We start from the raw sequence: 26,365 nt of genomic DNA, 5'->3' as shown, positions 1-26,365 counted from the left end.
CCCGGCAGTGCATCCGGGCCATGCAGGGAGTGAACAGACATGAACTTGAATCAGTTTACGGAAAAATCACAACAGGCTGTAAGCGAGTCGCAGAATATCGCCGTCCGTCTCGGACATCAGCAGGTGGATGTGGAACACCTTGTGGTGGCGCTTATGGAGCAGGACGGCGGGCTTGTGCCGCGGCTGCTTGAACAGATGGGGCACAAACCCAAGGCGTACCGCGATGCGGTGGACAAGGTGCTGCGCAAGCGTCCCGCCGTGAGCGGTCCCGGTGCCAGCCCGGACTCCATCTATGTGACGCAGCGCCTGAACCGCCTGCTGGTGCGGGCGCAGGATTTTGCCAAACGGCTGCAGGACGAATACGTGAGCGTGGAACACCTTTTCTGCGCCGCGCTGGACGAGCCGGTATCCACGGATATGGGGCGCGTGAACAAGGATTTCGGCCTTACGCAGGACTCGGTGCTTGCCGCGCTGACCCGTGTGCGCGGCGCGCAGCGCGTAACCTCCCAGAATCCTGAAGATACCTACGAGGCACTGAAGAAGTACGGACGCGATTTGGTGGAAGAGGCCCGCAAGGGCAAGCTTGACCCTGTGATCGGCCGGGATGCGGAGATTCGCCGCACCATCCGCATTCTTTCGCGGCGTACCAAGAACAACCCCGTGCTCATAGGTGAGGCAGGCGTGGGCAAAACCGCCATTGTGGAAGGGCTTGCCCACCGTATACTCAATGGTGACGTGCCGGAAAGCCTGAAAGACAAGAGCCTGTTCGCGCTGGATATGGGCTCGCTTATCGCCGGAGCCAAGTATCGCGGTGAGTTTGAGGAGCGCCTGAAAGCCGTGCTCAAGGAAGTGGAGAAGGCGGAAGGCCGTATTCTCATGTTCATAGATGAACTGCACACCATTGTGGGAGCGGGCAAGACGGAAGGAGCCATGGACGCCAGCAACCTGCTCAAGCCCATGCTGGCGAGGGGCGAGCTGCACTGCATAGGCGCGACCACGCTGGACGAGTACCGCAAGTACATTGAAAAGGACCCCGCCTTTGAGCGCCGTTTTCAGCCTATTCTGGTGGACGAACCCACGGTGGAGGATACCATCTCCATTTTGCGCGGTCTGCGGGAGCGGTTTGAGGTGCACCACGGCGTGCGCATAAGCGACTCCTCCATTGTGGAGGCGGTGATGCTCTCTGACAGGTACATTTCAGACCGTCAGCTGCCGGACAAGGCCATTGACCTGATTGACGAGGCTGCTGCCATGATCCGCACGGAGATAGATTCCCTGCCTGCGGAACTGGACGAGGCCAACCGGAAGATTATGCAGCTGGAGATAGAGCGGGAGGCCTTGAGACGCGAGAGCGATGAGGCTTCACGCGAGCGGCTGAAGAAGTTGGAGAATGAGCTTGCCGGGCTGCGTGAGACGCAGGCCGCCCTGTTGGCCCAGTGGGAGCGCGAGAAGGGGTCCATAGACTCCGAGCGCAGTCTCAAGGAAGAGATTGAACGCACCCGACGTGCCATTGAGGAGGCGGAACGCAATTACGATCTCAACCGGGCGGCCGAGTTGAAGTATTCCACGCTGCTCAATCTGGAGAAACGTCTTGCGGAGCTGAGCGGAGGGGAGAGCAAGGACGGCAGGCTGCTCAAGGAAGAGGTGCACCCTGATGACGTGGCCGAGATAGTGGCCCGCTGGACGGGGATACCTGTCTCCAAGCTGCTGGAGGCCGAGCGGGAAAAGCTGCTGCGGCTTGGTGACGAACTGCACCGCCGGGTTGTGGGGCAGGAAGAGGCCGTGGCTGCGGTGGCGGAAGCGGTGCTGCGTTCACGCGCCGGGCTTTCGGACCCCAACAGGCCCATAGGCTCGTTCATTTTCCTTGGCCCCACCGGGGTGGGCAAGACAGAGCTGTGCAAAACACTGGCTGCGGCGCTCTTTGATTCCGAAGACAATATTGTGCGCCTAGACATGAGCGAGTATATGGAAAAACATACCGTGGCACGGCTTATAGGCGCGCCGCCCGGGTATGTGGGGTATGACGAGGGAGGCCAGCTTACCGAGGCTGTTCGCCGCAAGCAGTACAGCGTGGTGCTGTTTGATGAAATAGAAAAGGCGCACCCGGATGTCTTTAACGCCCTGCTGCAGATACTGGATGACGGAAGGCTGACGGACAGCCACGGGCGCACGGTGAACTTCAAGAACACCATTGTCATAATGACCTCCAATATCGGCGCGCCGCTGATGCTGGAAGGCATAACGGATGAAGGCGAATTCCGCCCCGGCGTGCGGGAGGCGGTGCTGAACGAACTGCGGGCGAATTTCAGGCCCGAGTTTCTGAACCGCGTGGACGAGACCGTGCTGTTCCGTCCGCTGCTGCGGGAGCAGATACAGCGTATCGTGGACCTGCTCATGCAGCGTATTCAGGCGCGGCTGGCAGACCGCAAGATAACCGTGACGCTGGACGAACCGGCACGCGAGTTCATCGCCGCCGCTGCGTATGATCCTGTGTACGGCGCGCGGCCTTTGCGGCGCTATCTCCAGCAGCATGTGGAAACGCCGCTGGCACGCAAGATCATTGCGGGCGAGTTGCCGGACGGCAGGGCTGTTTCGATTGGCCTGCGTGAAGGAAGGCTGGTGTTTGAGGTGCCCGGCAGCGACCGGGCGTAACGTCTTCAGTCCTGCTGTTCATGCACCTTTTAACAGATGTTTGATTCCGTGCTCCACAAGGCCGCCCCGTCTCGCTGATCAGCGAGACGGGGCGGCCTTGCTGCGTGCTTTTTCCGGCGGTTGCCGGGCAGGGAGACTTCTGGTAAGAAACCCTGCGCTCAGGATCAGCCCTCTCACGTATAAACAGGGAGCATTTCCATGCGGTTTTTTCATTTGGTGCGCGTTTTCGCGCTTGCGTTGCTAACCATGACCGCCGGCCCCGCGCTGGCTCAAGGGGAATATCCCATGATACAACTGGAAACCACCATGGGAACCATGGTACTTGAACTGGATGCCGAAAAAGCCCCCAAGACCGTTGCCAACTTTGTGCAGTACGTGCGGGAAGGGCATTACGACAATACCATTTTTCACCGTGTCATTGACGGATTTATGATTCAGGGCGGCGGGTTTGATGCCCAGATGGTGCAGAAGCCCACCCGTGAGGAGATTGAGAACGAAGCGGACAACGGACTGAAGAACGACCGCTACACCATTGCCATGGCCCGTACGGCAGCCCCGCATTCCGCCAGTTCCCAGTTTTTCATCAATGTGAATGACAACCATTTCCTTAACCACACCGGTAAGACCATGCAGGGCTGGGGATATGCCGTGTTCGGCAAGGTGGTGCAGGGAACCGAGGTGGTGGACAAGATTAAGGCCGTGGCTACAGGTTCCTATGGTTTTCATGAGAACGTGCCTGCGGAGCCTGTGGCCATTCTTAAGGCCAGCGTGGTGGAATAAGCGGTTCGCGGGGTTTTCAGGGGGGTAACTTCAAACAGCGAGGTTGCTTTCGTGCGCATTTGGCAACGACTTGTTTCTCTGGCAGTCTGTTCCGTTCTGCTGGTTCAGTTGGCGGGCTGCGGCATTATTCTGTACCCGGAACGCAAGGGGCAGAAACCCGGAAGGATAGACCCCGGCGTGGCCATTCTGGACGCTGTGGGGCTGTTTTTCTTCATCATCCCCGGTGTGATAGCCTTTGCCGTGGACTTTGGCACCGGCGCTATTTATCTGCCCGGAACAGCGGATTCCGGGACCGGAAGCCAAGTCGCCTCAGATGAGGCGGGAGCGGGCGGCATGCGTGTGGTGCAGGTTGATCCCGCCCTGCTGCAGGAAGAGTATATTGAGGCCGTTGTCGCGAACCACACCGGAAAGGATGTGGACCTGAGCGCCCCCGGTGTTATTCTGCGGGAGGCCCGTTCAGGCGAAGCCGCGGACCTTTCCGGAGAGCGGGTGCGGATGTAGTTTCTGCACCGCTCCGTCTATGTAAAGCAATCGGCCTTTTCCGCAGAAATGCGGAGAAGGCCGATTTTTTTGTATGCTGGGGGGGTGCCGTTGACGCTGGAAGCTCGGGCAGCTCAATCGTGTTGTCAGCGCAGCAGGTCCATGACCCGGAAGTTGGCATCGTTCACGCGCTGCGAAAGCAGGTGGACGATGAACCTGTGGATGGCCGAAAGTAACTGTGGATCTGAGTGTTGCATGTGGTCCAGCGTGGTTTGCGAAAGCCGGTAGAGAACGCACTTTCCGGCGGCAACGGCAGAGGCGGAGCGGGGGGCTTGGGTGTAGATGCCCATTTCGCCAAAGACGGTTCCCGGGCCCATCTTTTTGAGGCGGGTGGTCTTTCTGGCACCCAGTTCCAGCTGGATGTTTACCATGCCGGATTCGATGAAATACATGGCGTCTGCCGTATCGCCCTGCCGGAAGACGACCTCTTTGTTGCGGAACTCCATGCGTTCCAGAAAAGGCATGAGACGGGAGAGCTTGTCCGGTTCCGGGAAAAGCGGAGCCAGCATGTCTGTGAGGGATTTATCCTCTTCGTCGTCCAGTCCTTCCTCGGAGAGGATGCGGTCTTCGCACCATTCCAGCGCGTAATCCATGTCCACGAAGGAGATGGAACTGCCGTCTGCCTCGTTCAGGGCATAACCGGCGGATTCCAGTTGCTGCTCAACCTCGAAGGGGACGTTGGTGAAGATGAGTAGGAAACCGTTTTTGGAGGCGAGTTGTTTGAGCTGGGTGAAGCTGATGGCGACCTGCGCTGCCAGCCCGTTTACCAGCGAAAAGTCCAGAATGAGGTAGCGCAGGGAAGGCAGGGCATCGTCGCGCAGGCGGTTGCGGATGGCGGCGATGACGGGAGTGGTGGAACCGAGGAATATGAAACCCTGCAGGCGCATCATCAGTATTTCATTGCCCCGCGTTTTGAGCATGGCCAGATGATTGGCACTTCTGTCCACCCGGCTGCGGTGGGTGCTGCCGGGCAGAAGATGTTTGATGACGGTGCTTTTGCTGTAGCGGTGCGCCAGAACGAGGATGGAAAGCAGAAAGGCGGCTGCCATGCCGGCCAGTATTCCGAATACGGCGGCGGTAACAAATATGATGACCAGAAGGACGTAATCGTCCATCCGGGTGAACTGGCGTTTAGTGTCTACAAGCCATTTGCGCAGCAGGGCGAGACCGAAAAAGACAAGCAGACCGGCGGGAACGAAGCGCGGAAGGTAGCCCGCCAGCGGTCCCGCCCAGAAGAGGGCCGAGCCGCAGAGCACGCCCGCCACCACACCGGCCAGCGGTCCGTGCCTGCGGGCGGAACCGGCACCCATGCTGCGGTTTACGGATATGGAACCCGGAAGCCCGCCCAGCATGGCGCTTATTGTGTTGGACATGGCAAGGCTGCGCAGCAGGTCGTTGAGGTCCACGTCGTCTTCCAGAAGCAGTTCCAGCGTATAAACCTTGTCAGCAAGGGAGAGGATGACCAGCACCATGGCGGCTGCAAGATAGGGTAGTCCTTCCAGAAGAACCGGCCACTGGATGTCTGCGAGTATGCTGGCGTGCAGTATGTGCCAAGGCATGGCCGGAAAGACGGGAGCCAGCAGCGTGCCTGCATCCTGCGCAGAGGAGATGCCCGTGCCTGAGAAAATGTATAGGCCGTGAGCCGCGCCGATGACCAGTGCGAGCAGCAGAATCTTACGCAGGGCGCTCTTGGAGCGGTAGACAAAGAGCAGGAGTATTATGCCCAGTCCGAGGGCAGGAAGCCACTTCATGCACTGGCCCGCGCTTATGGCCGGAGCTATTCCGGCCAGGCAGAACGGGTCTGCCGCCGTTATCCTGTATGCCCCCTGAAGGAGGACCAGCCCCACGGCAGCGAGAAGGCCACCTATGACCGGCTGGGGAATGAACCTGAGGACACGGCCTGCATCCATGCGCGCGGCCAGTTGTGCCGCTATGCCCGTGAGCAGGGCGGTGATGATCATGCCTGCAATGAGTGTGGCACTGGCCTGCTCCGGTGACAGGGAGCCTGTTTGCCCGTGCAGGAAGAGGGCAAACAGGAACAGCAGGCTGCATGTTACGGTTTCCGGTCCTGCCGCGAGAACGGGCAGGCGGCCCCGCACCGACATGACGATGCAGAAGACCGTGGAGGAAGTGAGCGCCATGCCGAACACCAGATCAGCCGAGCATAGGCCGGGGGCGGCTTCATGGATGAGCATGGCAAAGGAGAGGCAGAAGAAGATGAGCAGCAGGCCGCTCTCCAGACCGCTCAGCACGTTTCTGGTTATTCCTCCGTGCAAAAGGGGGAGGCGACTGTGCGTCTGACGCAGGCCAAAATCGACAGAGGGGGCTGGTGCCGCAGGTTTTGCGTTATTATCCCTGGCTGTGCGGGAAGGGTCGGATGGTGCGCGCGCGGCATCTTGAATATGCAGGGAGGCAAGAAAAGCCTCGCCTTCTGCCTGCTCTGCCGTACTGCCGGATTTGGGGAGGGTGTTTCCGGCAGCATTGGCGAGCGCATTGTCCGTGCCGTGCATGCCGGATTTTTCAAGCTCCCCTGAGGGGGCTTTTGGGGCCTGTTCCGGGGTTGGCGTGACAAGTACCGCCTGTCTGCATGAGGAACAGCGCACTTTGGTACCCGCAAATCTGTCCGGGACGTTCTTTTGGACTCCGCATGCCTTGCAGTGGAATAGGGCCACGATGTTACCTCGGTCTTGCTTTCCGGCCATTTGTTCAGCACGGCGGGTATCGGCATGTACCGCCTGCCGTGGAACCGTGGAACATATATCGCTAGGCAATGCCGCTATGAGCGGCTATGGTTTGCGAAAACATTGTAAGCAGCATTTAACCCTTTGTATAGCATGGATATTGGGTGACGGGCAACTGGCTATGCCGGGTGGGCTTTGTCCGCCCTATTTTTTGCTGCGGGGCTGCGATAGTTGATTCTTTGAAAATACTATTTGTAATCATGTGGTTACCATTTTTGAACGGGATGCCGCAGGGGCGGGCGCACTGAACGGACACGTGGCCGCCGAATGGCTTGCCGACCGATCTGCTGAATGATCTGGCGAGTGATCTGGTGAGTGGCGGGATCTGGCGAGTGGCCTTTCGGGCGGGAAACGGCAGGTGAACGTTGTACAGGCTGAGAATGGCGCCTTTTCGTTTGCCCGTTGTTTATTACTATTTTTCAAAACCTGTGAGCCAGTTATGAAGCACTGCATAACCTATAGTCGCATTGTGGATTGTTCCCACCCTGTTTATGAGGGAATGCCTCTGTGGCCGGGGGATCCGGCTACGCGGTTTATGCCCTGCGCTGATATTGCAGAGCACGGGTTTGCCCTGCGTGCTTTTTCCATGAGCGAGCATGGGGGCACGCATTGCAATGCGCCGAATACCTTTTTCCCCACCGGACCCGATATAGCGCAGGTGCTGCACGAGCCGCCCGTGCTGCCCATTGCCGTGGCTGACTTTTCGGAACATGCGGCACGGGATGCCCGTGCCCTGTTTTTGCCGGAACATCTGGCGGGCTGGGAAGGGCGTAACGGGCTCGTACAGCCGGGAACGCTGTTCTGTGTGCATACAGGATGGGATGTGTTGTGGGCGCAGCCCCGGCAGTTCCTCGGACTGTGCCGGGAACAGGAGGGGAAGGGTGTGATGTGCTTTCCCGCCTTTGCGCAGGAGACGGCAGAGCTGCTCATGCATGGGCGGGGCGCTGCCGGGGTGGGCATAGACACGCACGGCGTGGATAGTCCGGCGGATGATGGCTATGCCGTGAACCGCACCGTGCTGGCGGCGGGCGGATTGGTGCTGGAATGTCTTGCCGGTCTGAACGTGCTTCCCGCCACAGGAGCCACGGCTGTTATCGGCGGGCTGCGTCTGGAAGGCGGGACGGGGTGTCCTGTCAGCGTGACTGTTTTTGTTCCGTAATACGGTGCTATGGCGGGCTGGAGGAGGGCGGTGTTTGGAGGGCGTACGGGAGCGTAAGCGGACCTTCGGAGTCCGCTGAGTGAACGCCCTGTGCAAAAGGAAGCCGCTGTGAATACCTGCCGTCTGTTCCCATCTGCCTGAAAGTATGGCCGTTTCGCACCCTGCTCTGTACCCTGTTCTGTATTTTGTTCCGTGCCCGCAGCGTTGTCTGCCGTGAGGCATGATCTATTGCTCTGCTATGCAATCCCCCTTTGCCCTCTCAGCCTATTTCGCCTGACTTTCCAGTCAATTCCATTATACCAGCTGTGCCCGTCGTGCCCGTCGTGCCTGTCGGGCCTGTCGGGCCAGCCGTGTTATGCTTGGCGTATGTCGGCTGTCTTCCTGCCAATAGATTTTCCCTTTCAATCCTGCCCGCCTAACTGGTTAACATTTTTCAACCAGTCTTGGTCAGCCCTGTAATGGGCCGCTTTCTTGAAACGATTCTTTAATCTTTCCAAACGTGCTGTGGTCAGTATATAATAACATATATCGGCTATACGTTTTATGATCGCTCCCAGAAGCCCTGCGAATGCCCTTAAAGGATCGCCATACTGCATACCAGAGGAGAAAAAATGGCCTATTGTATTGAAAATTTTCAGAATAGCGTAAGCGGCGTGATGGTGCGGGTGTATTGGAGATGCAACACGCATGTGCATGATGCAACGCTTATAACGCGCATTGAACGATGGCTGGGAACAACGCTCGGCGGCATGTGGAATGTCAGGGCGGGATCGTATCGGTCGAATCAGTCATCTCCGCCGGAGAACGGATTGGAGTTTACGGGCTGATCAGGAGAATGATTTTCACCGAAAACACAAGGAGTTGTTATGGCAATGGGTGATGAATTCAGGGGCTTGCCCATGGAAGAGCTTATCGGCAGCCCGCTTTCCGCAGCATGCACCGCCAACCTCAAGCTGGCACAGGCAACCAGCGATTTCATTCAGGCGGTGGGATTTCAGATAGGTGACGACGGAAAGCCTAATCAGGAAGTGCGCACTGCGGATTTCCGCTACAGCGTGCCCGGACCGGACAACAAGCCGGTGGAGTATCAGATTTCCACGCCGCTGCTCGCCATTGTTCCCATTCCCAGCCTGAAGGTGAGCAATGTGGACATTACCTTTGATATGGAGGTGCGCAGTAGCGAATCGAGCAAGGAATCGTCCGACAAGCAGGGAGCGTTTGAAGCTCCGGTTCGGTGGGATGGGGTCCTTTTAAGGTGAGCGTCAAGGTTTCCGGCTCTGTTTCCACGCATCAGGAAAACACGCGGTCCACGGACAAGTCCGCAAAATACCACGTGCAGGTGACAGCCGTGGATAACGGCACTTCCGAAGGGCTTGCCCGTGTGCTCGATATCATGAACAAGAGCGTGGTTCCCGTGCCGCTGGCTTCTGCCGAACCCAAGCAGTAGGCGTGAACGGATTGCTCAAGGCACCGGTCCGGCAGGGTGCAGTGCTGCCGGACCACACGGAAGACCGGAGGCAGGACACGCGGCATGGGTCTGGAGCATTCATGCATCAATGTGTAGCCGTGCGTGACCAGCGTTCTGACAGCGCATGCAGAGGGCGGGAATGAACAACGACGTTGCCTTGGAAGATGTGCGGTTCATCAAGAAAATTACCGTGGGGTCGACGAATCCCAATCTTCAGGCCACCGATGCCGAGAGGGATCGTCAGGTAAGTGAGCTTAACAGATGCCTCAACGAGGTGCCCCGGGGACGGATTATCGGCCGGGACGTAAGCTTTGGTGTGTATTCCGTGGGGGAGCATCAGGTGGTGATGCAGGCGACGACGTATCATGTGGGATTTCCTCGCAAGCCGTCATGGGACGAATAGGACAGGGGCAGGGAGGATGAGCCGTGGCTATCAAACTGGACGACATGTTGCGTGCCATGCACAATTCTGTGGTCAGGGCGCAGCAGATATCGGAGCAGCAGCACATGCGCGTGCTGCTGCGTTATTTCAATTTTGATGACGAAAACGCAACGTATGATGACCTGGAAAAGGGCAGGCCCAAGGTTACTGTGGTGCAGCTACCCTTTGTGGAGAGCGGGGAGGTGCGGTACAGGGCCGTTGAATTGCCGCTGATAGCCCTTACCCCGCCTTCATCGCTGGTTATTGATACGGTGCGTATCAACTTTAAGGCATCGCTGACTGGTTTTGAGGAAGCTAAGGAGACCAAGAAGGGGTTTGATTTTAAAACCATGGTCCGGGCCATTACTGGGCTGGGGCGTGATGCGGTCCCTGTTATCCAGATGCCTGTGGCGGAGAGTGAAGACAGGCACCGGGGTGCCCCGGTCATGGATATGCAGGGCAAGAACCCTGCCGCCATGGCTGATATTGAGATTACCTTCAAGAACGGAGACCCGCCGGAAACCGTTGCCCGCATAGGCGACCATATTATCAGGATGCTGCCTCTGTAGGTTGGGCGGGGGCTGGCCCGGACGGTGGCCCGGACTGTGGTTGAGCTGCGGCCCGGTTGTGATCGGACTGCTGGCCCGATTGTGGCCCGGTTGTGATCGGATTGCGGGCCGGATTCCGGCCCGCCCAGTATAGCCGTTATTTTTCCAGAAAGAAATCCACGCTTGTCACCACGCGGACAACCTTTATCTCGGGCGAGTAAGGGTCGCGCTGGTCTATGGTGAACACTCCCTGCCGTGCCGTGCGGATGCTGCCCACCGTGCTGCCTGAATCGGCGGCAAACTGGTTGGCGGCTTCGCGCGCATTGCGCGTGGCGGCGGCTATCATCTCCGGTTTTACCTCGTTCAGTCTGGTGAAGTCGAACCGGGGCTGAAAGTCATAGGAATAGACCAGCATGACGCCCTGCGCGAGAAGGCCGCCGGAGGCTGCCATGGCGGCCTTAACAGCCTGTATGCGGTCGGAGCGGACGGTGAGCACCGCCTCTGCGGAATACCGGTGGGGCGGGCGCTGGTCCGGGTTGGCCCCGTAGGCATAATGGTCTGTTATGCGGGGCGTGGAGCGGGTCTTGTCGGCTGCCTCCAATTGGTGCTGCGCCAGAAATGCCTGAATGCGCAGCTCCGATTCTTCAATCTTCTGTTGCAGGACCGGCAGTTCGTTGGCGGTAACGGTGAAGCTGATAGGCCAGATCACGCTGTCTGCGGGGAATTCCTGTTCCGCAAGGCCTTTGACCGAGACGTAGCGGTCGTAGGCTTTGAACTCTCCGACGGCTTTTCCCAGAATGACGCTTGCCGCAACAATGGCCACGGCGAGGGCAAGGGCAGAAAGCACGAGGGCCGAGGACTGGCATTTTTGCTCGTTCATGGATTCTCCTTTAGGCATGTGCCCGCAAGGGGCTATGGGGAACAGTCTATCAGAATGCGGTTCAGGTTGAAAGCGGCGGATGCGGTTTGCGGCCTGACTGTGCATGTTGGTTGCCCCAAAGGAGCAGGGGAGCAAGTGAGCAGGGGAGATCAGACGGGAAAACCCCCGCACCGGCATTACCGGCGCGGGGGTGAGTGTATGACAGGGACCAGCGCTTTACAGCGCCTATTGAGCGGAGTGGGGAGCGCTATTTCTGCTTTTCTCCGAAGGACAGGGCGTGCGTGGTGCACGCTGTGACACAGGCGGGCTTGAGCCCCTTATCCACGCGGTCCATGCAGAAGTCGCACTTGAGGACGGTGTTGGTTGCCGCGTTGAACACGGGGATATGCCACGGGCAGGCTTCTATGCAGGCCTCGCAGCCAATGCATTCTTCCTGAACCACGTAGACAATGCCGTCTGATTCACGCCGCTTCATGGCTTCGGTGGGGCATACGTCCACGCAGGCGGGTTCCTCACAGTGATAGCAGCACTGGTAGGACGCTTTTATGAACGGCACGCCGTCTTTCATGACCGGTAGGGAAGAGGTGTGCACCCCCAGCTTGATACCGAGCGGGGTGTTGTTCTTGGATTTGCAGTGTACTTCGCATGCCTTGCAGTGGATGCAGCGGTTCTTGTCCAATTTCAGTCTGTACTTGCTCATGGTGCTCTCCTGACTCGGCTATGCCTTGCGGACGGTGACGAAATGTTCCTGAAGCGAAAGGCCTCCGCCTGAACGGTCCCATACTTCAAGGCCGCCGGGCATGAGTTCATGATCGGCTACGCCCCTGCCGATGGCGCGGGATTCCACGGGCAGCCTGTGCCCGAATCCGTGTACCATAAACAGGGCTTCCGGGTGGATACATTCGGTCACAAAGGCCTTCATGCGTCCGGCGGATTTGCCTGCGGAGGCCACCTCGACCATGTCGCCGTCTGCTATGCCCAGTTCTTCGGCACGGGATGTGTGCATCCAGGCTACGTTTTCAGGCATCTGCTCATGCAGCAGGGGGTTGTTTACGGTGTGCCCCTGCGTGTGCACGCCCACGCGCCCGAAGGCTATGCGGAACTCGCCGGGGGCGGGCCGGGCAGGAGACGTGTAGGGCTTGAGGGTGTCTATATTGGCCTTGGACCATTTGCCGCTTATCATTTCCAGCTTGCCGGAGGGGGTGGGGTAGGCTTCCACCTCGCGGTAGAGCGGGGCGTCCGCCAGTTCCACAAAGCCCTTGGCGGCGAAGTCTGCCACGCTTACGCCCGTATCCTGCAACTGGTAGTTCCAGATATCCTCGATGGACGTGAAGGCCAGTTTTTTCATTTCCGGATTCACATCGCTGAGGCGTGCGGCCAGCCCGCACAGGATTTCCCAGTCTGCACGGGTGTTCAGCAGTGGCTGCATGGCGCGCTTGCGCACGAAGAACTGAGGCTTGAGACCGGCCTTGGAGGCGATGATGCTCTCGCGGGAAAGGTAGGTGGAAAGGGGGAGCACCACATCGGAATGCCATGCCGTATCGGACCAGCTGAAGGTAACGCTTACCAACAGGTCCAGTGCTTCCCATTTGCGCTTCAGGGCTTCCGGGTCGGGCATGGCCATAAGCGGGTCGTGCCGGAAACATAGGTATGCCTTGACGGGATAGGGATCGCCGGTGGCAATGGCGTCATAGGCGAGGTTTACAAGGCCGGGACCGGCATCAAACTGGGGATGCTTCCAGCCTACGCCGTCTGCACGTTTTTCTTCCGGCTTGGGGAAGAGGTCCACCAGTTTTTTGAGTCCCTTGCGGCCCACATCCTTGGGGGTGTTTACCAGAGGCAGGCCGCCCTTTACGCCCACGGAACCGAGCAGGGCGTTGATGATGTAAGCGGTGCGGCAAACGTTGAAGGAATCGTTGTAGCGGGCCACCATCCAGCCGGGATGCCAGATGACGTTGGGGGCGGATTCCGCCAGTTCCTGCGCAAAGGCGGTGATGCGTTCTGCGGGAATGCCTGTTTCTTTTTCCGCCCATTCGGGAGTGCAGGGCTGGACGAAGGCGGACAGGGCATCGAAGCCGTCTACGTATTTTGCCACGTAGTCGGCCTGGTAGAGCTTCTTTGTGATGAGTTCATGGATGATGGCAAGGTTGAACGCATAGTCCGTGCCGGGGCGTACCATGAAGAAGTTGCTTGCCTTGCTCGCGCTGACGGAGGAGCGGATGTCTATGACCGAGAGCTTGCAGCCCTTGTCCAGTGCGTCCATGACCGCATTACATTCCGCCACGTTAATGGCTTCCAGAATATTGCGGGTTTGCAGGATGATGTGCTTGGCGTTGCGGAAATCGTATGCCACGAGTTTGCGGCCCATGCCGAGCACGGAAAGGGCGGCATGCTGCACGTTGCGGGCGCATGAGGCATCGTGATTGCAATAGTTGGGGGAGCCGAGACCGCGCATGAACGCCTGATGCAGGTCCACGAAGGGGCCGCCGCGGTCTGACCACAGGACGCTGCGCGCTCCGTGCATGGCGGTAATTTCCTTCAGGCGGTCGGCAACATAGTCCAGCGCCTCTTCCCAGCTTGCCTCGCGCCATTTGCCTTCGCCCCGTTCGCCCACGCGGATAAGCGGTGTGGCGGGGCGTTCCGTATCGCGCTCAAGGGCAATGCCTGCCGCGCCGCGGGCGCAAAGTCCGCCTTTGAGGGGAGAATGAGGGTTGCCCATGATCCATGAGGCTTCGCCGTTGCGTTTTTCCACCAGAATGGGGCAACGCACGCTGCACATTCCACAGACGCTGTATACGGATTCTTCTGCTGCCATGCTTCCTCCTGAGACAGAAAGGCTATAAAAAAGTTACCATCGTTGAAGGGCAGAAAATGGTTTTGCCGGACGTTACATTGGCATCGGTGCCGGAACTGGCGGCCTGCGGGGTTGCCGGAGCGGGCAATGTGTTCGTATTGTTCCGCGCCGCGATGCCTTGTTTGGTCTCTTTGTTCAGTGCCATACCGGATCAGTTCGGACCAGTCCGGACCAGTTCTGACCAGATCGGATCAGACCGGCCTGAGCTGTGGCTATGGATACATGCGGGATACCTTTAGGGATGCCTGCATGTTGCATAGAGGTACGGCAAGAACACTGCATTTTCTATTATATAGCATATGTGCAACAGATGGGAAAATTTGTGAAAAATGGCTCAAGCTGTTGGTTGGACGATCAGTCCTTAGCAGTATTTCATATATTCTAGCCAAATACGGTGAGTCTTGTGGGGCGGCGCGCCAAAGGGGGGGCGTGGCGTTGCCGGACAAGCGGAGAAAATGCAGGGCACTTATGCGGACAGAGGCAGCAGCATGCGTGCCGTGGTGCCCTTATCGGGGGCGGTATCGAACTCCAGCCTGCCGCCGTGGTCGTGCATGATGGCGGTGGAGATGGAAAGCCCCAGACCAGTGCCGCCCTGTTCGCGCTTGGTGGTGAAGAATGGGTCCTGAATGTATTTGAGGTCCATAGAGTCTATGCCGCAGCCGTTGTCGGCAACCTCTACCCCTGCCCATGCCGCGTCTTCGCCCCAGCGGGTGAGGACGTGCAGGGTGATGTGACCGCCCGATGGAGGAAGCGCCTCGCAGGCGTTGACGAGCAGGTTGATGAGCACCTGAATCAGCCGCTGGGGGTCTGCCTCTACCAGCACGGGTTCCGGTGCGAGGCGGATGATGTATCCCGGTGCCGCATTTTTGAGTTTGTGCCGAACAAAGGATAGTGCGCCTGCCGCCACATTATTCAGATCTGTTGTTTCACGCTCCCCTTCCGGGCGCTGGCGGGAGTAGTCTTTGAGGCGGGAGACGATTTCTTTAATGCGGGCGGAACCTTCCTCCATGCCTTGCAGAAGCAGGGGCATCTGCTGGCGCAGTTCGGAAAATTCCAGACCGCCGAGCACGAAGTCTCCGTGCTCCTTGCCGTATTCGTCCAGCAGGGTCAGGGCGTCTGTCCAGACATCGCGGAGCAGGGGCAGGTTCAGGGTGAGGAAGCTGTTGGGGTTGTTTATCTCGTGCGCCACCCCCGCCACCAGCACGCCCAGAGAGGCCATTTTGTCTGCCTGAATCATCTTCTGCCGTCGCAGTTCCGCCTTGCGCTCCGCCTGTTTGCGGGCGGTGATATCTGTGAGTTTGCCTTCTATGAACACGGTTCGGTTGTTGGCGTCTTTCTCTATGCGGGCGTTGAATTCCACCCAGATTTCGCTGTGGTCCTTGCGGCGCATGCGGGTTTCGAAGTCTTTGACCACTCCGTCGCGGCGCAGGATGGAAAAGACCCGTTCCCTGTCGGCAGGGTCGCAGTAAAGCTGCTGGCTTATGTTGGTGATGGAGGCCATGAGGTCTTCCGGCGAGGTGTAGCCCAGAATGCGGGCCATCTCGCGGTTTGCCTCAAGAAAACGGCCGCCTGCCGTGGAGCGGTAGATGCCTTCCAGCGCTTTTTCGAAGATGGCCCGGTATTTTTTGCCTTCTTCTTCGCGTTCGCTCCATTCGGTGATGTCGTGGGCGAAGACGGTGGCTCCCAGAATCTCGCCGCCCTTGAGGATGGGGACGTAGGTATTCTGGTAGAAGCCGGTTTCTCCCTTGGGTTTGCGGTATCTGCGGCGCAGGATGTAGGATTCTCCGGCGAGAACCCTGTCGAAATTACGCCGCGAGGCGGCCCGCTCTTCCGGGTCCGGCAGGATGTCGAACACGTGCATGCCGGGGTGGATGTCCAGATTCCAGTTATGCTTGACGAATTCGCGGTGGGCCTGATTGAAGGCGATATAGTTGTAGTTGAGGTCAAAGGAAAAGAGCATGACGTTGCGCGGCGTATCTACCAGCGTGCGCAGGTCGTCCAGTTCACGGGCGAGGAGGCGGTTTTTGCGCTCTGCTTCTCGCAGCCGGGTGAGCAGGTCATCTCCTGTCATGCACGCCTCTTCAGTCTCTGGCCTTGTGCAGGCGTTTGTTGAGAGCCTGACGGGAAATGCCCAGCAGGGTTGCCGCAAGGGCCTGATTGCCGCCTGTGCGGCGCATGGCCTCGCTTACCAGCGCATCACAGGCGTGCCTGAGGGTGGGCAGTTCCGGCCCGAAAAGGATGTGCCCGTTGCCTGTTTCCGTTGCGGGCAGGGCCGGGGATACGGATTCCGGGGTTTCTTCCTTGTGCGGCGGATGGACAGCATGCGGGATGAGACCTGCGGAGGGATGTTTGCCGATATGGGTGCTGATGCGTTCCATATCCAGCATATCGGAACCGGAACAGCTCAGGGCGTCCAGTATGAGGAACTGCAGTTCCCGCACGTTGCCGGGAAAGGGGTAGGCGGCGAGCATGGGCAACAGGGCCGGGGGCAGGGCGGGCTTTTTGCGGTTGCCGCACCCCTTGCGCAGGAAGTGATCTACCAGCAGGGGCAGGTCTTCGCGCCGGTCACGCAGGGGGGGGAGGTGTACATGGTGCGCGCGCAGCCGGTAGTAGAGGTCTGAACGGAAGCGGTCCGGGTCGTTGAGGGCTTCCGGTTCCGCATTGGTTGCCGCGATGATGCGCGCATCGGTCTTGCGCGTTACATCTGAGCCTATGGGCAGGTATTCGCGTTCCTGTACCAGCCGGAGCAGCTTGACCTGCGAGGCGGGAGCCAGATCGCCTATTTCGTCCAGAAACAGTGTGCCGCCGCGGGCGTTTTCCACCAGTCCCGGACGGGCCTTGTCCGCGCCGGTGAAGGCCCCTTTGCGGTGTCCGAACAGGGTGTCTGCGAAAATGTTGTCGTCCAGCCCCGCCACGTTGACAGGGATGAATTCCCCCTGCCTGCCGCTCAGCCTGTGTATGGCCTGAGCGACCAGCTCCTTGCCCACGCCCGATTCGCCGGTGATGAGAACGGGCTGGCTGCTGGGGGCTATGGCCTCTATGTACTGGAAGACGGAGCGCATGGTCTTGGAGCAGGTGACAATGGATTCGAAGGCCTCCGGATGTTCCAGCGTATCGTGCAGGAACCGTGAGCGCAGGCTGCTGTTTTCGCGTTTGAGTTCGCGTATCTGGATGGCGTGGCGGATGCCGGAGACAAGGCTGCTCTTGTCGTTGGTTTTGACGAAGAAGTCGAAGGCTCCGCGCTTGATGCACCTGACCGCCGTTTCTACCTGACTGAGGCCGGTGATGACCAGCACGGGGATGTCCGGATAGCGGGCAGTGACCATGTCGATGAGTTCATCGCCGGGAATGCCGGGCATGGCAAGGTCTGCCGCGATGACCTCTATTTCCGTTTCCGCCAGAATTTCCGGAACCTTCCGGCTGTCCTGACAGCAGATGATGTTGTCTATGCCCTGCGATTTGAGGGCAAGCGAGAACGAGCGGAGCCAAGTCTCTTCATCATCCACGAGCAGGACGGGGTAGGTGGGGAATCTGGTCATGGGCTTCTCTAATCGTATTTGCGCTCATCCACAAGAGGCGGGGCGTTTTCCGGCAGAGTCTCGCCGGGGGGGAGCACGGTGACCGCAGGGCGCAGCTTGAGGGCAGCCTGAAACGCCGCGCCCACTTCCGCTGGGTCTACTGTGCCGGGGGCACCTTCCACCTGAATGCGCAGGGAGAGGGAGTCTTTGCCGCCCGCGTTGCCGATATGCACCTGATGCCGCCGTATCTGCGGGAAGCCTGCCATAACCTGCGCCACCTGCGCGGGGTAGATGAACTGGCCGCGCACCTTGGCGGTATCGTCCACGCGGCCGAGGATGCCCTGCAGCTTGGGGGCGGTGCGTCCGCAGGCGCAGGGAGCGGTGCTAAGCCGGGAAAGGTCGCCCGTGGCGAGGCGGACCAGAGGATAGTCTAGCGTGAAAGGTGTGACCACCACCTCGCCCATCTCGCCGGGGGAAACGGGGCGTCCCGTGGCGGGGTCGCATATCTCCACAAGGCAGCGGGTGGACAGGTGCATGCCGCCGAGGTGCGGGCATTCGTAGGCGATGCAGCCCACGTCTGCCGTGCCGTAGCCTTGGCGTATGGTCATGCCGAACATGTTCTGCACCTCTGTACGCAGGCTTTCCGGCAGGCGTTCCGCAGCCACGAAGCCGACGCGAAGGCGCAGGTTTGCGGCAGGATCAAGGCCCTTGCCCAGCGCGTTTTCGCCCAGTGATTTCAGAAAGCTGGTCATGCCCACGAAGGCGGTGACGGGAAGCTCCGTCATGAGCTGCAACTGCACGGCGGAGTTGCCGGGACCGGCAGGAATGACCGCGCAGCCGAGCGTGCGCAGGGGCTCTTCCAGCATGAGGCCCGCAGGGGTGAGGTGGTAACTGAAGGTCATCTGGGCGAGGTCTCCCGCGCGGAAACCCGCTGCGTAAAAGGCTTCTGTCCAGCCCCAGTAGTCCGGCGCGTTGCCTTCCGGGTCGTAGAGCGGGCCGGGGGACTGGTAGATGCGCGAAAGTCTGCCCGGCTGGCAGGAAAGAAACCATTCCAGCCCCTTCTCGCGTTGCAGGGAGGAAATATCCTTTTTGCGCAGCACCGGGATGGCGGAAAAATCTTCCAGCGAGCGGATGTCGCTGGCCTGTATGCCTGCTGCGGCGAGGCGGGAGCGGCATTCGCCTTCAAAGGAAACGGCCTTGTCCAGCACAGCCCGGACAGAGGTCCACTGCCGTTCGGCGCGTTGCTCGGGAGATTCCGCCTCTTGCTGATGATAGAGTTCCTGCGTGGCGTTCATGCTTCCTCCGGCTGGGGATTGGTGTCCTGATTCTTCATTGGGCTGTTGGCGGGCAGGGGGTTAGCCGAGCCAGCGTTTGCGGCGTCTGTAGTGTTTTACATCGCGGTAGCTGCGTTTTTCTCCGCCGTGGCCGAGGCCGAGGTAGAATTCCTGCACATCCGGGTTGTTGAGCAGGTCTTTGCCGTTGCCGTCCATGACGATACGGCCGTTTTCCATGATGTAGCCGTAGTCGGCGATGGAAAGCCCCATACGGGCGTTCTGTTCCACAAGCAGCACGCTCACGCCTTCTGTACGGTTGATTTTGCCAACGATCTCGAAGATTTCTTCCACCAGCAGGGGAGCAAGGCCGAGGGAGGGTTCATCCAGCAGCAGAAGTTTGGGGCAGGCCATGACCGCCCGCCCGATGGCCAGCATCTGCTGTTCGCCGCCGGACATGTAGCCTGCAAGCTGGGTGCGCCGCTCCTTGAGCCGTGGGAAATAGGTGTACACCTTTTCCGCGTTGTGCGCAAAATCCTTGCGGGGCTGGGTGTATGCTCCGCAGCGCAGGTTTTCTTCCACGGTCAGGTCCTCGAAGATGCGGCGGCCTTCCATGACCTGAAACACGCCGGACCGCACCAGCTTTTCCGGGTTATGGCGGACGGTTTCGGCACCGTTGTACAGGATGCTGCCGGAGGTGACTTTGCCGTTTTCGCCTGCCAGCAGGCCGGATATGGCCTTAAGCGTGGTGGACTTGCCCGCGCCGTTGGCACCGAGCAGGGTGGTGATGCTGCCCTTGGCCACATCCAGAGAAAGGCCTTTGAGCACCAGCACCACATCGTTGTAGACCACTTCCAGGTTCATGACCTGAAGAACATTCATGCATTCATCTCTCTTTGGTTGTTGCGGCCGCTGTGGCCGGGAATCTGCCGGAATATGGCGGGCATGGGCTGAGTGCCCGTGCCCGCCGGTATGACAGGCTATTGGCCGAGCCACTCCATCTTGCGTTCCAGCGTTTCGGTTTTAACGAATTCCAGCTTGCCTTCGCGGAAGGTGCAGATGTTTACGGCCATGTTCGGGCGATGGTCGTTCTCGAAGAAGCTGACGGCCGGGGCAAGGCCCATGGGGTCGTAATCGCGCATGGATTCCAGCGCGTTTTTCAGGCTCTCGCCGGTTACCTCGCCCTGAGCGGCAGCCATTTTCATGCCTTCGCACATGACAAGGGCAGAGACAAAGCCGCGCAGGTAATGGGTCATCTGCGGGGTGTCGCCCGTGATGTTGCGGATGACTGCCATTCCCGGCACATCCTGCCCGTAGATGGCGGCGGCCTGTATGCCGAAGTGGCCTGTGGCGGCTTCTCCCGCCAGCTTGAAGATGTCTTCGTCACTGCTCCAGATGTTGGTCAGGAAGGTGGAGGCAATGCCCAGCTTCTGCGCGTCTTTCATTATCACGGCGGTGGAGGGGGTGGTGCCGCCTGTCCAGATGAAGTCCGGTTCCACCTTTTTGAGGCTCAGAAGCTGCGGGGTGGCGTCAATGGCCTTGAGGTCCACGTTTTCCTGTCCCACGACCTCGAAGCCCAGCTCTGCCGCGTATTCCTTCATGGCGGCAATGGGCACTGTCCCGTAAGGATTATCCGGGAACATGAAGGCCAGTTTGGGGGCGCGCTCCTGCTGCCATGTTTCGCGCAGGTATTTGAGTCCGGCCCTGCCCTGTGTGGAATAGTCCGGGGAGATGGTGAAGTTGTAGGGAGCCTTGGAGGGGTCCATGAGGTGCGGGGAGTAAGAGGCGGAGAATACGGGAATTTTGTCCTTGGCGACGAACTTGACCAGAGCTTCCGTGTCGCCCGTGCCCCAGCCCTGCAAGGCCACTATGCCGCTGGAGAGAAACCGTTTGTAGGCGGCAAGGGCCTGCTGCACGTTGTAGGCGTAGTCCACCTGAATGAGCTCCACAGGCTGGCCGTTTATGCCGCCGTTCTCGTTCACGTAGGTTATGCAGTCCTTGATGCCCTGCGCATAGGAAACCCCCACGCTGGACGTGGGGCCGGTAAGATCTGAGAGCACGCCCACCTTGTAGGCGGCGGAAGCAGGCCCCGTGCTCAGAAACAGGGCCAGCATGGCCAGAGCGATAATTCTTTTCATGTCGTTCTCCATTTTCCGGGTGTTGCGGATGCGCCTTGCGGTGCCGCCGTCAGTAGGCAAAGGGATAGAGTTTCCAGTACGCCTTGGTCAGGCGCCATTTGCGGGCCAGCCCTTCCGGTTCGAAGATGAGGAAGAGGACCAGCATGAGGCCGAACACGCCTTCCTTCATGGGAATGATGAGGGCGCTCATGTCCGGGGCGATGCCGGCAAGGCCGGTGGTGATAAGGTTGAGCGCTTCGGGCAGCAGGGTGATGAAGATGGCCCCGAAGATGGAACCGAGCACCGAGCCCATGCCGCCGATGATGATCATGGCAAGGTAGCTTACCGAGAGGGAGATGGAGAACTGTTCCGGCGTGATGTACATGGTGTAGTGCGCCCACAGCCCTCCTGCGATGCCCGCCAGAAAGGAACTGAAGCCGAAGGCCTGAAGCTTGAAGGTGAACAGGTTCACCCCCACGTTTTCTGCGGACTGGTGGTAGTCGCGTATGGCCACAAAGGCTCTGCCGGACCGGCAGCGTGCAACGTTGCTTACGGCAAGCACGGACAGCGTGGTGACGCCGAGGATGAGGTAGAAGATGCTGGCATCTGAATCAAAGGAATAGCCGAAGATCTGCGGGGGTTCTACGGGCAGGCCGTTAGCCCCGCCCGTGAAGCCGGACCAGTGCAGGAACACGTATTCCAGAATAAGCTGCGCTGCCAGCGTGGAGATGGCCAGGTAGATGCCCTTGAGTCGCAGGGAAGGAATGCCGAAGAACATGCCCACCATGGCTGCGAGAAGACCGCCCCCGAGCAGGGCGGCGAAGAAGGGCAGCCCCATGTTGGAAAGCACCGCAGCACCGTAAGCTCCTACGCCCACGAAGGCACCATGGCCAAGAGACATCTGGCCGCACATGCCCGTGAGCAGGTTCAGAGAAACCGCGCCGATGACCGCGATGAGGATGAGGTTAAGCACCGATATGGCATAGGCATCCAGTGCCAGCGGGCAGGCCAGCAGGGCCGCAAAGAAGAGGGCAAGGCACCCTTTCTGGAAGCGCGAGGGGAAGAGGGCGTCTTCCGCCGCGTAGGATGTGTAGAAAAGACCGCATTTTTGCATGATTATACCCGCTCAATCTCTTTGGTTCCGAACAGGCCGTAGGGTTTGACCATAAGGATGATGACCAGCACGATGAAGGAAGCCACTTCGCGGAAGCCGCCCAGCCCGAACAGGTCTTTCACCACGCCTTCGCACAGGTTTTCCAGCACGCCGATGATGAGGCCGCCCAGAGCGGCACCGAGCAGGCTGTCCAGCCCGCCCAGAATGACGGCGGGAAAGACCTTGAGGCCAAGGTGGCCCAGCTGGGCGTTTATGCCGTTAATGTTGCCCAGAATGATGCCGCCTATGCTGGAAACGACCGCCGCAATGCACCATGACAGGGCGAAGATGGATTTGATGCCTATGCCCATGGACTGCGCTGCCTGCTGGTCGAAGGCGGTGGCGCGCATGGCTATGCCCAGCGAGGAGTATTTGAAGAACAGGCTGAATATGCCGAACAGCAGTAGTGAAAGGCAGAAGGCGGCCACGTATACCGGAGCGATGGGCAGGCCCATGAGCACAAACGGGTCCTGCGGCAGAATGGGCGGGAAAACCTGAATTTGCGTGCCCCAGCACATCTGCACGAAAGCCTTGAGCATGGAGGAGAGGCCGATGGTGACCATGATGACGGATATGATGGGTTCGCCGATGAGGGGGCGCAGCACCATGCGTTCCACAGCCAGTGCCAGAAGCACGGAAAAGGCCAGCGTCATCAGGAAGGAGAGCAGGAAGGGCAGTTGAAACTGCACGGTCAGGGCAAAGCAGACATAGGCGCCCACCATGACCATTTCGCCCTGTGCAAAGTTGACCACCTTGGTCGCCTTGAAAATGATGACGAAGCCGAGAGCAACCAGGCTGTAGATGGAGCCGACAACAAGGCCGTTGATGATGAGTTGCAGGTAGTATTCCATGGCGTTTCCTTACTGTTCTCCCACCGTGCGGATGGCGACGGGGCCGGATATCTGCCGCCGGGAGCCGTCCTGATAGGTGATCTCTATGGAAAGGTCGGTGATTGACGTGCCGTTATACAGGGCGTGGATGAGCGGCGCGTAGCGTTCGCCTATGATCTTGCGCCGTATCTTGCGGGTACGGGTCAGCTCGTTGTCGTCCGCATCCAGCTCCTTGAACAGCAGCGCGAACCGCCGTATCTGCGTGCCGTTTTGCAGCGCGGGGTTTATGGCGGCTATTTCGGCCTCTATGAGGTCATACAGCTCCCGTTTGGCGGCAAGGTCCTGATAGGTGGTGTAGGTGAGGGCATTGGATTCCGCCCAGCGGCCGGCAATGTCGCCGTCCAGACAGATGATGGCCGTGATGAAGTCCCGCTCGTGCCCGAGCACCACGGCTTCCTGAATGTAGGTGGAGAACTTGAGTTTGTTCTCGATGAACTGCGGCGAGAAACGGGTGCCGCCTGCTGTGGTCATGACGTCCGACAGGCGGTCTATGATGACGAGCTGGCCGTTGTCGTTAACGTATCCGGCATCGCCGGAGTGCAGCCAGCCTTCTGTGATGGTTTCTGCAGTTGCTTTATCGTTGCCGAGGTAGCCGTGGAAGACGGCGGGGCTGCGGGAGAGGATTTCGCCTTCTTCCGAGATGCGGATTTCCGTTTCGGCAATGGGTTCGCCCACGGTTTCGAAGCTGACGGCTCCGTCACGGTGGATGCAGGATATGCCCGCGATTTCCGTTTGCCCGTATATCTGCTTGAGATTGACGCCGAGCGCGTGGAAGAAGGTGAAGGTATCCGGCCCCAGCGGTGCGCCGCCTGTGGAGGCGGAACGGATGCGCGAGAAGCCCAGCCTGTCGCGCAGGGCACGGAAGAGACCCCACTGGGCGAGGGTGTAGGCTATGCGCAGGCCGGCGCCGGGTTTTTCGCCGCGCAGCACGGTGGAGGCGTGGCGCATGCCCACGGGCATAAACAGGTTGAAGAGCAGGCGTTTGAACGGCGTGGTTTCCATGATGCGCACGCGCACCTTGGCGGCCATGTTTTCCCACACGCGTGGCGGGGAGAAGATGAGATGCGGGCCGATTTCGCGGATGTTTTCCTGCACGGTGTCCGGCTCTTCGGGAAAGTTCACGCAGAATCCGAACAGCAGGGCGGAGGAGGCGGCCATCATCTGCTCGCCCATCCACGCCAGCGGCAGGAAGGAGACGAATTCGTCCGTCTGGTGCTTGGGGTCCGAAAGGCCGAGGTTCCACGCCATGGAAAGCAGGTTGCGGTGCGAGAGCAGGGCAAGCTTGGGACGCCCGGTGGAGCCTGAGGTGGTGGCGATGAGAGCTATTTCGTCCGGGGAGACTTCTGCCGCCCAGCGGTCGAACTCTGCAGCGCGGTCTCTGCCCAGGGCGCAGATTTCGTCAAAGGACTTCAGGCCCGACGCATCGTAAGCAATGAGGCCTTTGGGGTCGTGGTAGACGATGTATTGCAGGAGCGGCAGCGATTGCCGGATGGAGAGTATTTTATCCACCTGCTCCTGATCTTCCGCCACCACAAGCCGGGCTGAGGAGAGTTCGAACACGTAGCCGATTTCTTCTGCCGGAGAATCCTGATACAGGCCGAGCGACCTGCCGCCCAGCCCCTGTATGGCAAGCTGCGCCCACAGCCATTCCGGGCGGTTGTCGCCTATGATGACGATGGTGTCGCCTTTGCCGAAACCCAGCGCCTTAAGCCCCGCGGCAAATTCTGCGGTGATGGCGTGGTAGCGTGCGTAGGTGAAGGGCTGCCAGACGCCCATGTGCTTTTCGCGCAGGGCAGTGTGGTTTGGTCTGGTGAGGCTGTTTTCCAACAGCAGCATGGGCAGCGTGGTATCGTAAAGGTTGGCCATCTAACGTCCCTTGTACAGGCCGTCATCTTCGCCCAGATAGGCGCTGATGACTTTGGGGTTGGTTTGTATGTCCTGCGGTGTGCCGCTTGCGAGGATGCGTCCGAAGTCCAGCACCACCACGTGGTCGGAAATATCCATGACCACGCCCATGTCGTGTTCCACCAGAAAGACGGTGATGCCCCATTCTTCGTTAATGTCCAGAATGTAGCGGGCCATGTCTTCGGTTTCTTCCAGATTCATGCCCGCCATGGGTTCATCGAGCAGCAGCAGGGATGGTTCCGCCGCCAGCGCGCGCCCGAGTTCCACCTTTTTCTGCACCCCGTAGGGCAGGTGCCCGGCTATCTGGTGGCGGTAGGGGGAGAGGTTAAGGAAATCTATGATCTCTTCTACCCGTTCCCGGTGCCTGTCTTCTTCCGCACGGGCCTTGCCCAGATAGAAGATGGAGGCCAGCAGGCCGTATTGCAGGCGCGAATGGCGGCCCACCATAAGGTTATCCAGCACGGAGAGGCCGCGGAACAGGGCGATGTTCTGGAAGGTGCGCGCAAGCCCGAGCCCGGTGCGCTTGTGCGCAGGCACGCCGTTCAGTTCGTTCCCGCGCATGCGGATAGTGCCCTTGGTGGGGGTGTACCGACCGGAAATACAGTTCAGCATGCTTGTTTTGCCCGCGCCGTTGGGGCCGATGAGCGAGGTTATGCTTCCCTCCGGCACCGAGCAGGAGACGCGTGACAGGGCGGCAACGTTCTTGAAGGTGAGCGTAACCTCCTGCACCTCAAGCACGGGGTTACTGCCACTCATGCTTGAAGTCCTCCGGCCCGACCACATCGTACCCGTTTTTTTGCAGCGCGGCGGCAATGGTTGAGGGATTGGGGGTATCTACCCGGATAACCACCATGCGGCGGTCACGGTGGGTGAAGGTGCCTGTAGAGATGATGGAGTAGCCCATTTCGTCTATGATGCCGGAGACCTGCTTGAGCACGCCGGGGCGGTCTACTACCTCGAACACGATGCGTGAGCCGCCCTTGCCGTAGCCCATTTCTTCTGCCAGCACTTCCAGCATGACGGTGCGGTTTATGTAGCCGATGAGGTCGCCCGCCGGGTTTACCACCGCGAGTCCGGCGAGGTTTTTATTGTGCATGAGCATGGCGGCGGATTCTATTTCCGTTTCCGGTGTGACGGAGGTGATATCTGTGCGCATGATGCGGCCCACGGTAAGCTTGGAGAGCAGGTAGTTGATCTCGTGCCTGTCCAGCCCGGTCATGAGGGAAGGCATGGCAGCGTGGATATCCTCTGTACGGACATAGCCCACGAGCCTGCCTTCCTTGACGACGAACAGCATCCAGAACCGTTGCTCCTCCATGAGGCGCTGCGCGTCCTCCACAAGGGCGTCCGGGGGCATGGCGATGAAATTTTTAAGCATTTTAAGCCCGACAAACATGGTGGCTCCTTCTTCTCGGGTGAACGATGTGGGAGCCTATAGGAAGGTTCGTGCCAGAAGGCGCAGGACGGG

23 protein-coding genes are annotated in these 26,365 nt (G+C 59.5%); 8 read left to right on the top strand and 15 right to left on the bottom strand.

Annotation, left to right across the window (positions count from 1 at the left end; translation table 11 throughout):
• Nucleotides 1-39: 39 nt before the first annotated feature.
• The 3 genes from clpB (at nucleotide 40) to HUV26_RS01510 (ending at nucleotide 3,933) form a co-directional block, all read left to right on the top strand.
• Nucleotides 40-2,652, top strand: coding sequence for an ATP-dependent chaperone ClpB (clpB, locus tag HUV26_RS01520; protein ID WP_174408326.1), 2,613 nt, complete (start codon nucleotides 40-42; stop codon nucleotides 2,650-2,652).
• Nucleotides 2,653-2,937: 285 nt separating this feature from the next.
• The gene (locus tag HUV26_RS01515; RefSeq protein WP_205245101.1) at nucleotides 2,938-3,432 is read left to right on the top strand and encodes a peptidylprolyl isomerase; all 495 of its coding nucleotides are present in this window, start codon (nucleotides 2,938-2,940) and stop codon (nucleotides 3,430-3,432) included.
• Nucleotides 3,433-3,483: 51 nt separating this feature from the next.
• Complete coding sequence (locus HUV26_RS01510) at nucleotides 3,484-3,933, top strand: polyribonucleotide nucleotidyltransferase (protein ID WP_205245100.1); 450 nt, start codon at nucleotides 3,484-3,486, stop codon at nucleotides 3,931-3,933.
• Between the two features lie 125 nt (nucleotides 3,934-4,058).
• Here the strand turns inward: HUV26_RS01510 and HUV26_RS01505 are convergent, their stop codons facing one another.
• Complete coding sequence (locus HUV26_RS01505; RefSeq protein WP_174408324.1) at nucleotides 4,059-6,482, bottom strand: cyclic nucleotide-binding domain-containing protein; 2,424 nt, start codon at nucleotides 6,480-6,482, stop codon at nucleotides 4,059-4,061.
• A 670-nt stretch (nucleotides 6,483-7,152) separates the two neighbouring features.
• On the opposite strand from HUV26_RS01505, the gene HUV26_RS01500 reads away from it, so the two are divergent.
• The 5 genes from HUV26_RS01500 (at nucleotide 7,153) to HUV26_RS01485 (ending at nucleotide 10,330) form a co-directional block, all read left to right on the top strand.
• On the top strand, nucleotides 7,153-7,872 hold the full coding sequence (locus HUV26_RS01500; protein WP_174408323.1) for a cyclase family protein: 720 nt from the start codon (nucleotides 7,153-7,155) through the stop codon (nucleotides 7,870-7,872).
• A gap of 866 nt (nucleotides 7,873-8,738) precedes the next feature.
• A complete protein-coding gene (locus tag HUV26_RS16905) occupies nucleotides 8,739-9,131 on the top strand; it encodes a DUF2589 domain-containing protein (RefSeq protein WP_205245099.1) in 393 nt (130 codons plus the stop codon).
• On the top strand, nucleotides 9,128-9,319 hold the full coding sequence (locus HUV26_RS16900; protein ID WP_205245098.1) for a DUF2589 domain-containing protein: 192 nt from the start codon (nucleotides 9,128-9,130) through the stop codon (nucleotides 9,317-9,319). Before HUV26_RS16905 ends, HUV26_RS16900 begins: the two co-directional genes overlap by 4 nt.
• 145 nt (nucleotides 9,320-9,464) lie before the next feature.
• Nucleotides 9,465-9,743 (top strand): hypothetical protein, encoded by a 279-nt coding sequence (locus HUV26_RS01490; RefSeq protein ID WP_205245097.1) that lies wholly within the window; start codon nucleotides 9,465-9,467, stop codon nucleotides 9,741-9,743.
• 23 nt (nucleotides 9,744-9,766) lie between these two features.
• The gene (locus HUV26_RS01485; RefSeq protein ID WP_174408322.1) at nucleotides 9,767-10,330 is read left to right on the top strand and encodes a DUF2589 domain-containing protein; all 564 of its coding nucleotides are present in this window, start codon (nucleotides 9,767-9,769) and stop codon (nucleotides 10,328-10,330) included.
• A 136-nt stretch (nucleotides 10,331-10,466) separates the two neighbouring features.
• On the opposite strand, the gene HUV26_RS01480 is transcribed toward HUV26_RS01485, so the two are convergent.
• The 14 genes from HUV26_RS01480 to HUV26_RS01415 all read right to left on the bottom strand — a co-directional run bounded on the left by HUV26_RS01480 (nucleotide 10,467) and on the right by HUV26_RS01415 (nucleotide 26,293).
• Nucleotides 10,467-11,189 (bottom strand): SIMPL domain-containing protein, encoded by a 723-nt coding sequence (locus tag HUV26_RS01480; RefSeq protein WP_174408321.1) that lies wholly within the window; start codon nucleotides 11,187-11,189, stop codon nucleotides 10,467-10,469.
• A gap of 247 nt (nucleotides 11,190-11,436) precedes the next feature.
• On the bottom strand, nucleotides 11,437-11,889 hold the full coding sequence (locus HUV26_RS01475; RefSeq protein ID WP_174408320.1) for a 4Fe-4S dicluster domain-containing protein: 453 nt from the start codon (nucleotides 11,887-11,889) through the stop codon (nucleotides 11,437-11,439).
• Between the two features lie 18 nt (nucleotides 11,890-11,907).
• The gene (locus HUV26_RS01470; protein WP_174408319.1) at nucleotides 11,908-14,004 is read right to left on the bottom strand and encodes a molybdopterin-dependent oxidoreductase; all 2,097 of its coding nucleotides are present in this window, start codon (nucleotides 14,002-14,004) and stop codon (nucleotides 11,908-11,910) included.
• Between the two features lie 22 nt (nucleotides 14,005-14,026).
• Complete coding sequence (locus HUV26_RS01465) at nucleotides 14,027-14,188, bottom strand: hypothetical protein (RefSeq protein ID WP_174408318.1); 162 nt, start codon at nucleotides 14,186-14,188, stop codon at nucleotides 14,027-14,029.
• Nucleotides 14,189-14,509: 321 nt separating this feature from the next.
• The gene (locus HUV26_RS01460) at nucleotides 14,510-16,114 is read right to left on the bottom strand and encodes a PAS domain-containing sensor histidine kinase (protein WP_174408317.1); all 1,605 of its coding nucleotides are present in this window, start codon (nucleotides 16,112-16,114) and stop codon (nucleotides 14,510-14,512) included.
• A gap of 10 nt (nucleotides 16,115-16,124) precedes the next feature.
• Nucleotides 16,125-17,582: a sigma-54-dependent transcriptional regulator gene (locus HUV26_RS01455; protein ID WP_174408316.1), complete on the bottom strand. Its 1,458-nt coding sequence runs from the start codon at nucleotides 17,580-17,582 to the stop codon at nucleotides 16,125-16,127.
• A gap of 8 nt (nucleotides 17,583-17,590) precedes the next feature.
• On the bottom strand, nucleotides 17,591-18,856 hold the full coding sequence (locus HUV26_RS01450; RefSeq protein WP_174408315.1) for a phenylacetate--CoA ligase family protein: 1,266 nt from the start codon (nucleotides 18,854-18,856) through the stop codon (nucleotides 17,591-17,593).
• A gap of 60 nt (nucleotides 18,857-18,916) precedes the next feature.
• Nucleotides 18,917-19,714, bottom strand: coding sequence for an ABC transporter ATP-binding protein (locus HUV26_RS01445; protein ID WP_174408314.1), 798 nt, complete (start codon nucleotides 19,712-19,714; stop codon nucleotides 18,917-18,919).
• Between the two features lie 98 nt (nucleotides 19,715-19,812).
• On the bottom strand, nucleotides 19,813-20,970 hold the full coding sequence (locus tag HUV26_RS01440; RefSeq protein ID WP_174408313.1) for an ABC transporter substrate-binding protein: 1,158 nt from the start codon (nucleotides 20,968-20,970) through the stop codon (nucleotides 19,813-19,815).
• A gap of 49 nt (nucleotides 20,971-21,019) precedes the next feature.
• Nucleotides 21,020-22,063 carry a branched-chain amino acid ABC transporter permease gene (locus HUV26_RS01435; protein ID WP_174408312.1) on the bottom strand — a complete coding sequence of 348 codons (1,044 nt, stop codon included), beginning with the start codon at nucleotides 22,061-22,063 and terminating at the stop codon, nucleotides 21,020-21,022.
• A gap of 2 nt (nucleotides 22,064-22,065) precedes the next feature.
• Entirely contained in the window at nucleotides 22,066-22,953 is an 888-nt protein-coding gene (locus HUV26_RS01430; protein ID WP_174408311.1) for a branched-chain amino acid ABC transporter permease, read from the bottom strand.
• Between the two features lie 9 nt (nucleotides 22,954-22,962).
• A complete protein-coding gene (locus HUV26_RS01425; RefSeq protein ID WP_174408310.1) occupies nucleotides 22,963-24,858 on the bottom strand; it encodes an AMP-binding protein in 1,896 nt (631 codons plus the stop codon).
• Nucleotides 24,859-25,653: an ABC transporter ATP-binding protein gene (locus tag HUV26_RS01420; RefSeq protein WP_174408309.1), complete on the bottom strand. Its 795-nt coding sequence runs from the start codon at nucleotides 25,651-25,653 to the stop codon at nucleotides 24,859-24,861.
• A complete protein-coding gene (locus HUV26_RS01415) occupies nucleotides 25,640-26,293 on the bottom strand; it encodes a CBS domain-containing protein (protein WP_174408308.1) in 654 nt (217 codons plus the stop codon). Before HUV26_RS01415 ends, HUV26_RS01420 begins: the two co-directional genes overlap by 14 nt.
• Between the last annotated feature and the right edge of the window lie 72 nt (nucleotides 26,294-26,365).

This window comes from Desulfovibrio psychrotolerans, assembly GCF_013340305.1.
GTDB lineage: Bacteria > Desulfobacterota > Desulfovibrionia > Desulfovibrionales > Desulfovibrionaceae > Halodesulfovibrio > Halodesulfovibrio psychrotolerans.
This window is presented reverse-complemented; position numbering and strand designations above follow the sequence as displayed.

Coding starts and splice junctions, on each gene's coding strand:
- HUV26_RS01475 (WP_174408320.1), bottom strand. CDS start 11,889: ATGAGCAAGTACAGACTGAAATTGGACAAGAACCGCTGCATCCACTGC.
- HUV26_RS01455 (WP_174408316.1), bottom strand. CDS start 17,582: ATGACCAGATTCCCCACCTACCCCGTCCTGCTCGTGGATGATGAAGAG.
- HUV26_RS01450 (WP_174408315.1), bottom strand. CDS start 18,856: ATGAACGCCACGCAGGAACTCTATCATCAGCAAGAGGCGGAATCTCCC.
- HUV26_RS01470 (WP_174408319.1), bottom strand. CDS start 14,004: ATGGCAGCAGAAGAATCCGTATACAGCGTCTGTGGAATGTGCAGCGTG.
- HUV26_RS01415 (WP_174408308.1), bottom strand. CDS start 26,293: ATGTTTGTCGGGCTTAAAATGCTTAAAAATTTCATCGCCATGCCCCCG.
- HUV26_RS01440 (WP_174408313.1), bottom strand. CDS start 20,970: ATGAAAAGAATTATCGCTCTGGCCATGCTGGCCCTGTTTCTGAGCACG.
- HUV26_RS01435 (WP_174408312.1), bottom strand. CDS start 22,063: ATGCAAAAATGCGGTCTTTTCTACACATCCTACGCGGCGGAAGACGCC.
- HUV26_RS01505 (WP_174408324.1), bottom strand. CDS start 6,482: ATGCACGGCACGGACAATGCGCTCGCCAATGCTGCCGGAAACACCCTC.
- HUV26_RS01480 (WP_174408321.1), bottom strand. CDS start 11,189: ATGAACGAGCAAAAATGCCAGTCCTCGGCCCTCGTGCTTTCTGCCCTT.
- HUV26_RS16905 (WP_205245099.1), top strand. CDS start 8,739: ATGGCAATGGGTGATGAATTCAGGGGCTTGCCCATGGAAGAGCTTATC.
- HUV26_RS01465 (WP_174408318.1), bottom strand. CDS start 14,188: ATGGCACTGAACAAAGAGACCAAACAAGGCATCGCGGCGCGGAACAAT.
- HUV26_RS01425 (WP_174408310.1), bottom strand. CDS start 24,858: ATGGCCAACCTTTACGATACCACGCTGCCCATGCTGCTGTTGGAAAAC.
- HUV26_RS01500 (WP_174408323.1), top strand. CDS start 7,153: ATGAAGCACTGCATAACCTATAGTCGCATTGTGGATTGTTCCCACCCT.
- HUV26_RS01430 (WP_174408311.1), bottom strand. CDS start 22,953: ATGGAATACTACCTGCAACTCATCATCAACGGCCTTGTTGTCGGCTCC.
- HUV26_RS01460 (WP_174408317.1), bottom strand. CDS start 16,114: ATGACAGGAGATGACCTGCTCACCCGGCTGCGAGAAGCAGAGCGCAAA.
- HUV26_RS01420 (WP_174408309.1), bottom strand. CDS start 25,653: ATGAGTGGCAGTAACCCCGTGCTTGAGGTGCAGGAGGTTACGCTCACC.
- HUV26_RS01490 (WP_205245097.1), top strand. CDS start 9,465: ATGCAGAGGGCGGGAATGAACAACGACGTTGCCTTGGAAGATGTGCGG.
- HUV26_RS01515 (WP_205245101.1), top strand. CDS start 2,938: ATGATACAACTGGAAACCACCATGGGAACCATGGTACTTGAACTGGAT.
- HUV26_RS01445 (WP_174408314.1), bottom strand. CDS start 19,714: ATGAATGTTCTTCAGGTCATGAACCTGGAAGTGGTCTACAACGATGTG.
- clpB (WP_174408326.1), top strand. CDS start 40: ATGAACTTGAATCAGTTTACGGAAAAATCACAACAGGCTGTAAGCGAG.